Genomic DNA, 9,740 nt, shown 5'->3' on the forward strand with positions numbered 1-9,740 from the left:
ATTGAGATGGGTCAGGCCCTGAATCGCCTGGGATCACATGTTACGGTGCTTGACATGGCCGGTCGTATCATGACGAATGACGATCCGGAGCTGGCACAAATGCTTCAGAGGGTACTGGAACAAGAGGGACTTGAATTTGAACTGGGAACCAGGGTACAAAATGTCCGTAAGGCAGGAGAACAGGTGGCAGTAACTATTGCGTCGGGCCGGGGACAGAAAACAGTAAAAGGGGATCAACTGCTGCTCGCCGCTGGTCGCCTTGCAAGCGTGGAGGGATTGGGATTGGAATCCGCGGGTATCGAATACTCTTCCAAAGGGATTGCAGTTAATGGTAAATGTCAGACCAACAGGGCTCATGTTTATGCCTGCGGTGACATTACCGGCCGGTATCAGTTAACGCATATGTCGGAACACATGGCGAAAGTGGCGGTGACTAATGCGCTGGTGAAATACCCCGTGAAGATCGATGCCGGCCATGTGCCGTGGGTCACGTACACCGATCCGGAACTGGGACATGTGGGGTCGACAGAAGAGCAGCTGAAGCAACAGGGAACCGCTTATGAAACCTATCGTTTTCCCTATTCCAAAATTGACCGGGCGCTGACGGATTCGGAAGCAGAGGGACTTATAAAAATTCATGCAAAAAAGTGGAATGGTAAAATCCATGGCGTGGATATTCTGGGCGTTCATGCCGGGGAGTTGATCTCTGAATATGCCCTGGCGATGAAGAACGGCGTTTCTCTGCGAAATATGGCGGATACCATTCACCCGTATCCTTCCTACGGACTCGGAGCCCGGCGTGCGGCCGACCAGTGGTATATCAAAAATCAGTCGGAATGGCAGGTGAAACTGCTGAAGAAAATCTTCGGTTACCGGGGAGAAGTACCCGATTTCAGCGATGTCGACCGAATTGTGTAACCATGGCTGTATATTTGAGCAGGGAAAAGGATTTTTGTTTAATAGTATTACTAAAATATATCAAATAGCGGAAAACGAGGTGAGGCCTTCGTAAGAGCCGTTCTGTCGGCCAAGCGCTGTCTCTTCACTCCTTCGAGATCCTCACACAGGCCCTAATTCGCTCAGGCTTTGATTTTGATCAATATTCCTGGTTTTGTAAAGGCCTCGACATAAACATAAAAAGTTAACATGGAGTTAAACGTTCTTAGCTCAACGTTCTTGGATAAGGGTAACAGAATGGGAGGTAATTCATGTCCAAACGAAATCCTTATCTGAAATCCTTATCATGGGATATAACGATATATAAGAATAAGAGCTCTTCGATGGTTTTATGTAGAACATCATTAGTTGTTGCTTCGCTTTTCATCGGGTTGATCGTAAGTAGACCCGCTTTAGCCCAGGATATGTGGGACTGGCATATTTACGGTGGGACGATTGTCGATGGAACGGGACAGGAGCCGTACCAGGCGGATATCTTAATACGCGGGAATCAAATCGGCTATATAGGCAAAGTAGATCCGGATACCCTCCGGGTTCAGAAGCGGGTGGAGGCCTCCGGGAAAATAGTTTCGCCGGGATTTATCGATCCCCATGCCCACGGTAATCCACTCGAAACGCCGGAATTTCGAAACTTCCTGGCAATGGGCGTGACAACGATACTATTGGGACAGGATGGCTCCTCTCCAGCTGTTGGTTCGCTGGATGAGTGGTTTGAAAAAGTCGGGGAAGTCCGTCCCGCCCTGAACATCGCCGTGTTAACGGGACACGGTAGCATCCGAAGCAAGGCGGGGGCGGGCAGGAAAAATCCAACGGAGGGGGAGCTACAGGAGATGGAACAACTGCTGAGGACCGATCTGAAAGCGGGGGCTTTTGGTATGAGTACGGGACTCGAATATGTGCCTGGCCTGTATGCCGGCCAGGATGAGCTGGAGCGGCTGGCTGAGGTGGTGGGAGCGCATGACGGGGTGGTAATGAGCCACTTGCGCAGCGAAGACGATGCTGAAATAGAGGTCTCGCTCGACGAACTGGCGGCCCAGGGTAAATATGCTGCCGTCCACGTCTCGCACCTGAAAGTGGTGTACGGCAAGGGAGTGGAACGGGCGGAAGAGATTCTGGACTATATAGAAGGTTTTCGTAAAAAGGGTACCCGTATGTCAGCGGATATGTATCCCTATTCGGCAAGCTATACCGGTATAGGAATTGTATTCCCGGATTGGGCGAAGACCAGGGACGAGTGGAAAAATGCCCTGCATAAAGGACCTGAAGTACTGCGAAGCTATCTCACGGATAAGGTAGCCCGGCGTAACGGTCCCGCTTCCATACTGTTCGGGTCGGGAAAGTATGCGGGACAAACGCTTAAGGAAGCGGCGGGACAGGAGGGCCTGTCACCCGTTGACCTGTTGCTTGAAATGGGACCCCAGTCAGCTTCGGCTGCTCATTTTGTAATGGACCGGGAGCTGCAGGATCGCATCGCTGTCGGGAAGGGGGTGATGATCAGCTCCGATGGGAGTCCCACGATGCGGCACCCGCGCGGCTACGGCAGCTTTGCCAAGGTGATCCGATATTATGTTAACGAGAAAGAGATCTTAAGCCTGGAAGAGGCTATCCATAAAATGAGCGGATTGCCGGCACGGACCGCAGGTCTTACAGGCAGGGGGACGATAGCAACGGGCCATAAGGCCGATTTGCTTATTTTTGATCCTGAAAAGGTGAGCGACCGGGCCACCTTCGAAAATCCTCATCAAGAGGCCGAAGGGTTTGGCTGGATTATGGTAAATGGCCAGATGGCCAGGGAAGGAGGGACGTTTATGGATAAGAGGTGGGGGCGTGTCTTGTCAAGAAGTGCACGTTAATGCCATTTCGAGTATTTTAACCTTTCGGAGAATCTGACACATCAATGCAATAGATACCGAAACCCCGGTAAGTCGGGAACATGGCATAGCATGTCAGTAGATAGCACAACAACTTTTATCTGGTTAAAAAGTTTTGTTTTTTGAAATATATATACCAATAAACTCCTTACCCTATGAAACAGATAACCCTGTTAACCTCCGCATTTTCTCTATTTCTTTTCGCAAATTCATGGGCGCAGGGTATGGAGGAGGCCAATACCGCGGGAGATAATTTAATGGTGAACACCGCATATTATGGTTTGCTCTCCCAGGATGAAGCCGATGAGAACCGAGCTCTATCGCAAATGCCCATTTATAATCCCCGGCAGTATGAAGACAAAGGTTTCCTATGGACGCCTTCTGACAAGTGGCTTTACAACATGCCCGTCCTAGAATGTTCAAAACAAGATTCATCGCGCAGGAAGCAAAATAAATAGTGAGGTTTATGAGGGGGGAGAGGTTTATAATCCTTTCCCGCTTATGAAAAGAGCAATTAAAAGGAATAACAGGCTGAGCCCGAACAGGTATTTCGCAGGTATCCAGTTGGATTCATGGGTATATATTTTTGCAATGAGTCCCGCTACAAAAGTGCCCATCGCCAAGCCCAGTAGTAAATAAAACATGCCCGTAATTTTTTATGAGTGTTTTAACGTTCAAAAAAATGGTAGCAAAGTCCGTCAGGCAGCTGGACTTGCCGTCGGACGGGTACCTTCCTTCAGCTATATAGATTCTCTTGCCTGACCGCATTCCTGCAGCGCGCGGCCGCCTCTGGGATGTTCCAGAGTATCTCACAGATCTTATTACAGGTCGCAATTAAGAAAACCGGTTGTTTTAGTCATCGACTGCCTGACCGACCAGCTGCTTGAACTTCCAGCTTGTCTCGTCGGAAGTGCCCTGGGTTTGTTTCATCAGAATACCGATAACCTGTTCCTCCGGATCGGCAAAATACTGCGTATTAAAGTATCCACCCCAATAGAATGTCCCTTTACTGCCTTGTCCCCCCATTGTTTCTCCTTCCCGGTTGACCAGCCCGAATGCCAGCCCGTAATCCTGGGCGCCCCCTTCCCGCAGATCGCCTATTTGGTTGTTCATCATAAATTCCACGGTGGTCCTGCTGAGCAGCCGCACTCCGTTTAATTCCCCTCCGTTGAGATACATCTGAAGAAAGGTCGCGTAGTCCTCCGCAGTACTGGATAAGCCTGCTCCCCCGGAATAGAACTGTTTTTCGCCTTCCACGGGATAGTCCGGATCATAAAAGGTGACCGGGTAGTGTTTCCAGCTGCCCTCTTCTTTGGTCAGCACCGGGACCAGGCGACGGTGTTTTGATTCGGGCAGATAAAACCAGCTATCCTCCATACCCAAAGGATCAAAGATGCGGCTGCGAAAGAATTCATTGAGCGGCATGCCCGAAACTTTTTCTATGAAGTAGCCCAATACATCAAGTCCCTCGCTATATGTAAATGCTTCTCCCGGATGATGATGAAGCGGAAGTTTAGCAAGTTTTCTAACACTTTCTCCTATAGTAATATCTTGGGTGGTAAAGAGATCGGTTATACCCGCCTTTTGATATATTTTTTTAAAACGCTCATCTCCGTCAATCATACCGTATCCGATGCCGGATGTATGGGTTAACAGATGCCGGATGGTAATGGGCTTGTCGGCCGGTTGGGTCGTATAGGTCGTATCTTCGGCATTGAATGAATTGAGTATTTGGGGATCTTTAAATCCGGGAATATATTTGGAAATGGGATCATCCAGCTGGAATTTCCCCTCTTCCCAGAGCATCATAACAGCCGTTGCAGTTATAGCCTTGGTCTGTGAGGCAATCCTGAAAATATCATCTTTTTTTAAGTTTCTTCCGGTTTCGCTATCGGCCATTCCAAAAGCCTTGTGGTAGACAACGGTTCCATTGCGCGCCACCAGTGCGACGGCGCCGGGAATCCGGTTGGCTTCTATAGCTTCATTCAGCATCATGTCAATACGTGATAACCGCTCTTCCGACATCCCTTCGCTGGTTGCCTCGCCTTCGACAAGTGGGGGAGAAGTTTGAACCGACGGGGTCTGTGAAAATGCGGTGAAAGCAAAAACAGTGAAAAGGCAGGTAAACAGGGACTTCAGCTTTAACATAAAAAAAGGTCAGTATTTTAGTTAAGAAGAAATAATATTGCCCGGGCAACGGCACAATCTCCCTACTAATTTAACAGGATCAGCTTTAAGTGCAAATTGAGATTATATCAAAAGAATCAAGCGTATTTACTCTCCTGTCCCGGCCGCCCGTCCCACGAATTTGCTTATCTTTCAATCACTTCTTCAAACCACCCCAAATTTTCCTTATCTTTGCGAACTTGTATGGCAATACACCGGGAAACGGTTTAAACGGATCAATATATCATTTTTTGATCGTCTTTGATCTTCTTCTTGTCAGCCGCTACGCGATATTGCCGGCGTTCCATCGATGAAATTTTATAATTAAGTTACAATCCAGCGATTTAATGAGCTCGTACAATCCCGATAAAATTGAATCCAAATGGCAGCAGTATTGGCAGTCTGAGAAGACTTTCAAGACCCCGGAGGGGCGGGACAAGCCCAAATATTATGTTTTGGATATGTTTCCCTATCCCAGTGGGTCGGGACTGCATGTTGGCCACCCGGAAGGCTATACAGCCACCGATATTTTGGCTCGCTACAAGCGGATGAATGGATTTAACGTGCTTCATCCCATTGGCTGGGACGCCTTCGGGCTGCCTGCCGAGCAATATGCGGTCAAGACCGGAACACATCCCCGGGATACGACGAAGAAAAATATTAACCGGTTTCGGGAGCAGCTGCAGTCGCTCGGCTTTAGCTACGACTGGGACCGTGAGATCAACACCACCGATCCCGATTATTATAAATGGACACAATGGATTTTTTTAAAGCTGTATGAGAAGGGACTGGCATACGAAGATGATGTGCCCGTCAACTGGTGTCCGGAATTGGGGACGGTGCTGGCCAATGAGGAGGTAATCGACGGCAAGAGCGAAGTAGGCGGTTTTCCCGTGGTAAAAAAACCGATGCGCCAGTGGGTGCTGAAGATTACGGAATATGCCGATCGCCTGCTGGAAGGATTGGAGGATCTCGACTGGCCGCAGTCTACGAAGGATATGCAGCGCAACTGGATCGGGAAATCCATAGGGGCTGAGATTGATTTCGAGCTGGCGGATGAGGCGGATACTTCCGCTGAAATAAAAGTGTTTACCACCCGACCCGATACGATTTTTGGAGCCACGTACATGGTACTGGCTCCCGAACATGAGCTGGTGGATTCAATTACGACCGAAGAACAGCGGGAAGCCGTTGAACAGTATAAAGAAGGAGCTGCCCAAAAGTCGGATCTTGAACGCACTGAACTCAGCAAGGAAAAGACCGGGGTATTTACGGGAGGGTATGCGGTAAATCCAGCAAATGGGGATAAAATCCCGGTTTGGGTGGCTGACTATGTGCTGGCTACGTACGGGACCGGGGCTATTATGGCGGTGCCGGGACAAGATGAACGGGACTGGGAGTTTGCTGAAAAATTTGAACTGCCTATTATACGCACCGTACAGCCGCCCGAAGATTTTGAGGGCAAAGCCTATACGGGGGAGGGGAAAGCCATCAACAGCGATTTTTTGAATGGGCTGGACATTGAAGAAGCCAAACAGAAGACTATAGAATGGCTGGAAGTTCAGGGAGCCGGCAAGAAGGCGGTCAATTATAAGCTGCGCGACTGGCTTTTTTCGCGGCAGCGCTACTGGGGCGAGCCTTTTCCGATTATCCATGTGGATGGCGAGCCGAAGCCGTTGGATGAGGATCAGCTGCCGGTGACGCTGCCGGATGTGGAAGATTTCGAACCCACCGAGGAAGGTGATCCCCCGCTGGCCCGGGCCGAGGATTGGGTAAAAACGACCGACCCCGAAACCGGGAAGCCGGCCTTGCGGGAAACGAACACGATGCCGCAGTGGGCGGGTTCCTGCTGGTATTATTTGCGGTTTATGAGTCCCGAGTTTGAAGGGGGACCGGTAGATCCCGAAGCGGAAAGCTATTGGTCGCCGGTGGATATGTATGTGGGCGGGGCCGAACATAGTGTATTACATCTGCTTTACGCCCGTTTCTGGCACAAGGTACTGTACGACTGTGGCCTGGTTTCCACCAGCGAGCCGTTTCAGCGGCTGGTACATCAGGGTATGATTTTGGGCGAAATGGAATACACCGGCTACAAAAAGGAGGGGAAATGGGTTTCCGCAGATGAGGCGGAAGGGACGGAGGATGTCGAACGCCTGAAGCTTGACGAAAACCAGGTGGAGAAGAAAGACGATTATTTTGTGGTGCGGGGCACGGATGTCAAGGTTGAGGCCAAAGCCCATAAAATGTCCAAGTCGCGTGGGAATGTCGTAAATCCTGACGATGTCATTGACCAGTACGGCGCGGATTCCATGCGGCTCTACGAAATGTTTATGGGTCCCCTGGAACAGGTAAAACCGTGGAGTACCAAAGATGTGGACGGAGTATATCGTTTTCTAAATCGCGTATGGCGCCTGATGATTGACGAAGACAGCGGAGAGCTGAATGATACAGTGACCGAAGGAGATCCCACCAAAGAGCAACTCAAGGTGCTGCATGAATGTATTCGCAAAGTGACGGGGGATATTGAGGATCTTTCCTTCAATACGGCCATATCGGCCATGATGATTTTTGTCAATGATGCGAATAAGTGGGAATCGCACCCGAAGTCTGTTCTGGAAAGTTTTGTGAAGCTGCTCTCGCCGTTTGCTCCGCACATTGCCGAAGAGTTATGGCAGAAAATGGGACATAAAGTAAGTATTACCTATGCCGAGTGGCCGGAATTCAATGCAGAGTACCTGATTTCCGATACCCAAATGTATCCCATCCAGGTAAATGGAAAAGTGCGGGGTGAGATTCATGTGCCGAGGGAGAAAGCCGGGGACAAGGAATACGTGCTTGCAGAAGCAAAAGCCGTTGAGAATGTCGCAAAATACCTCGATAATGGCCATTTGGTGAAAGAAATATTCGTCCCCGAGCGTATTGTGAACCTGGTGGTGAAATAATGAACGGAAGGCTTTTTAAAACGGTCTTTTTGCCCAATCTCTTCGTTATCGGGATGGTAGAATCATCACATATGCTCAAATATGTTGCGGTTTCGAAGTCCCTCTGGCCTTGAACTTGACCAAATATCCTTGTTTTGCAAAGGCCTTCTGGTGGAGATACCGCACTTTTTATACCCGCAAATAAAAATGCATATTTCACTCCACGCTGATTTTAGGAGGAGAGGGCGCAGAATAAGAATTGCGAAGCGTATGCCCCGCTAAACTGCGCTGTCAGCTGTTCTTGAAAAAGTCGATATCGCTGTCATCCCTCAGTATGGAGGGTAATTTTCCCTGGGCTTTTTCCTTGTCTTTTTGTTGGAGCCAGGTATTTATCTGTTGCTGGCTGATCGTCAAGACTTTGGGTTCTCCCATGGTTTCACTTTCCCTCCGAATAGCGTAGTGGCGATTCTCCTGCTGCAGGGCGGTATCCAGCTTTCCGGCAAAACGAAGCAGGATATCTTTGGAAAGGGATTCGGAGGTCTGTATAAACCAGTAATGACGGGGTAACTGCCGGGAGGAGGCCATCTGTGCCCCTACCGTAAAATTACCGATGGTAATTGACAGCTCTTCAGCAGTCTTATGCAGGGTCTCGGCCGCTTCATAGGCATAAAGGGCTTCCCCGTAGTCATCGAGCATTTCGCTGACGCGTCCCCTTACTTCGATTCGGGGAGGATTCGTATCCCGAAACTCAACAACATCATTCAGGGCGTAGCGCCAGAGCCCCGCATTGGTCGTTACCAGGATAGCGTAGGGAATGTCTGTTTGAGTTTCCCAAAGCGGGATGGCTTCCTGGGTGGACATAGCCTCCTGATCGGCAAGGGGATGGGGAATAAATTCGTAAAAAATACCGTTGTCGAAAATGAGTTTAAGGTCTCTTTTTTCCAGATTATCGCTGAAAGCGATGTAACCTTCCGAGGCGCCATAGGTCTCTATAAAATCGACCTCGATGCCACCGAGCAGGTTCAGGATATGGGATCGATAATTGTCGAGTTTGACGCCCCCGCATATAAGCAGTTTCAGGTTCGGCCAGATTTCCGCGATACTTTCCTTCCCGGTTTGTTCAAGCAGGCGCTGGAAAATGGTCAATATCCAGTTGGGAGCGGCCGTCATAACCCGTACATCGGTATCAGTGGCTTTGTCCAATATGCGTTCAATCTTTTTACTGAAAGGGAGATTGACCAACTCATCGTCGTTGAAGAACTGCAGGGGGGTCAGCCAGAAAGGGGCGTGTTGGGCGGAAAAGGCACTGATCTCCCCGATGTGAAAATGTTCTTTTTTTTCCAGAAACCCCGGCAGGCTTAGGTGTGTACCGATAATATCCAAAAAATTCGGGCGCTGCTGCAGGTAGTCGACCGCAATTTTACGCATAAAACGCCGGTCGGATTTCAGCCTTTGGTCCGACAGAGGGAGATGTTTGCCTTCTCCTGACGTCCCGGCAGAGACCGCAAACTGATCGATCCGGCCCGGCCAAAGGATATCGGACGCTCCCTTTTTCAGTTTCCCGATCTGGCCGGCAATATCCTTATAAAAGGAAATGGGCACTTGCCTGCTGAAATCCTCGTAGCAGTTGATCTGTTCAAAATGGTGCTGCCGGCCGAAGTTTGTTTCCCTGGCTTTGTAAATGAGTCGGGTGAGTAATTTCTGCTGTGTTTCTTTGTTATCCAACGGAAAGAAATTAAGCTTCTAATTGGCAGCTGGTCAAGGCAGAGGAAAAATTATTAAGCGACAATCCGTTTTTTTCCACGAAAACGAATAAAAAAGCCCC

Annotated in this window: 7 protein-coding genes; 4 read left to right on the plus strand and 3 right to left on the minus strand. The window is 49.4% G+C overall.

Features of this window, described 5'->3' with window-relative positions:
• From ACESLU_RS07835 to ACESLU_RS07845, 3 genes are all read left to right on the plus strand, one after another.
• Positions 1-918: NAD(P)/FAD-dependent oxidoreductase (locus ACESLU_RS07835; RefSeq protein ID WP_372637515.1), on the plus strand; the 918-nt coding region annotated here is incomplete at its 5' end.
• Between the two features lie 362 nt (positions 919-1,280).
• Entirely contained in the window at positions 1,281-2,810 is a 1,530-nt protein-coding gene (locus ACESLU_RS07840; protein ID WP_372637518.1) for an amidohydrolase family protein, read from the plus strand.
• Between the two features lie 173 nt (positions 2,811-2,983).
• The gene (locus ACESLU_RS07845) at positions 2,984-3,286 is read left to right on the plus strand and encodes a hypothetical protein (protein WP_372637521.1); all 303 of its coding nucleotides are present in this window, start codon (positions 2,984-2,986) and stop codon (positions 3,284-3,286) included.
• A 24-nt stretch (positions 3,287-3,310) separates the two neighbouring features.
• On the opposite strand, the gene ACESLU_RS07850 is transcribed toward ACESLU_RS07845, so the two are convergent.
• A complete protein-coding gene (locus ACESLU_RS07850) occupies positions 3,311-3,472 on the minus strand; it encodes a hypothetical protein (protein ID WP_372637524.1) in 162 nt (53 codons plus the stop codon).
• Between the two features lie 208 nt (positions 3,473-3,680).
• Complete coding sequence (locus ACESLU_RS07855) at positions 3,681-4,976, minus strand: serine hydrolase domain-containing protein (RefSeq protein WP_372637527.1); 1,296 nt, start codon at positions 4,974-4,976, stop codon at positions 3,681-3,683.
• 365 nt (positions 4,977-5,341) lie between these two features.
• Here ACESLU_RS07855 and leuS point away from each other — a divergent pair, with 365 nt between their 5' ends.
• A complete protein-coding gene (gene leuS / locus ACESLU_RS07860; protein WP_372637529.1) occupies positions 5,342-7,936 on the plus strand; it encodes a leucine--tRNA ligase in 2,595 nt (864 codons plus the stop codon).
• Positions 7,937-8,206: 270 nt separating this feature from the next.
• Here leuS and ACESLU_RS07865 read toward each other — a convergent pair whose 3' ends face one another.
• Positions 8,207-9,640 carry a GH3 auxin-responsive promoter family protein gene (locus ACESLU_RS07865; protein ID WP_372637532.1) on the minus strand — a complete coding sequence of 478 codons (1,434 nt, stop codon included), beginning with the start codon at positions 9,638-9,640 and terminating at the stop codon, positions 8,207-8,209.
• Positions 9,641-9,740: the final 100 nt, after the last annotated feature.

This window comes from Fodinibius sp. (assembly GCF_041642155.1).
In the GTDB taxonomy this organism is placed as follows: Bacteria; Bacteroidota; Rhodothermia; order Balneolales; family Balneolaceae; genus Fodinibius.

Bases quoted from the DNA above. Each gene is read 5' to 3' on its own strand.
- ACESLU_RS07840 (WP_372637518.1), top strand. From the start codon at position 1,281: ATGGTTTTATGTAGAACATCATTAGTTGTTGCTTCGCTTTTCATCGGG.
- ACESLU_RS07845 (WP_372637521.1), top strand. From the start codon at position 2,984: ATGAAACAGATAACCCTGTTAACCTCCGCATTTTCTCTATTTCTTTTC.
- ACESLU_RS07850 (WP_372637524.1), bottom strand. From the start codon at position 3,472: ATGTTTTATTTACTACTGGGCTTGGCGATGGGCACTTTTGTAGCGGGA.
- ACESLU_RS07855 (WP_372637527.1), bottom strand. From the start codon at position 4,976: ATGTTAAAGCTGAAGTCCCTGTTTACCTGCCTTTTCACTGTTTTTGCT.
- leuS (WP_372637529.1), top strand. From the start codon at position 5,342: ATGAGCTCGTACAATCCCGATAAAATTGAATCCAAATGGCAGCAGTAT.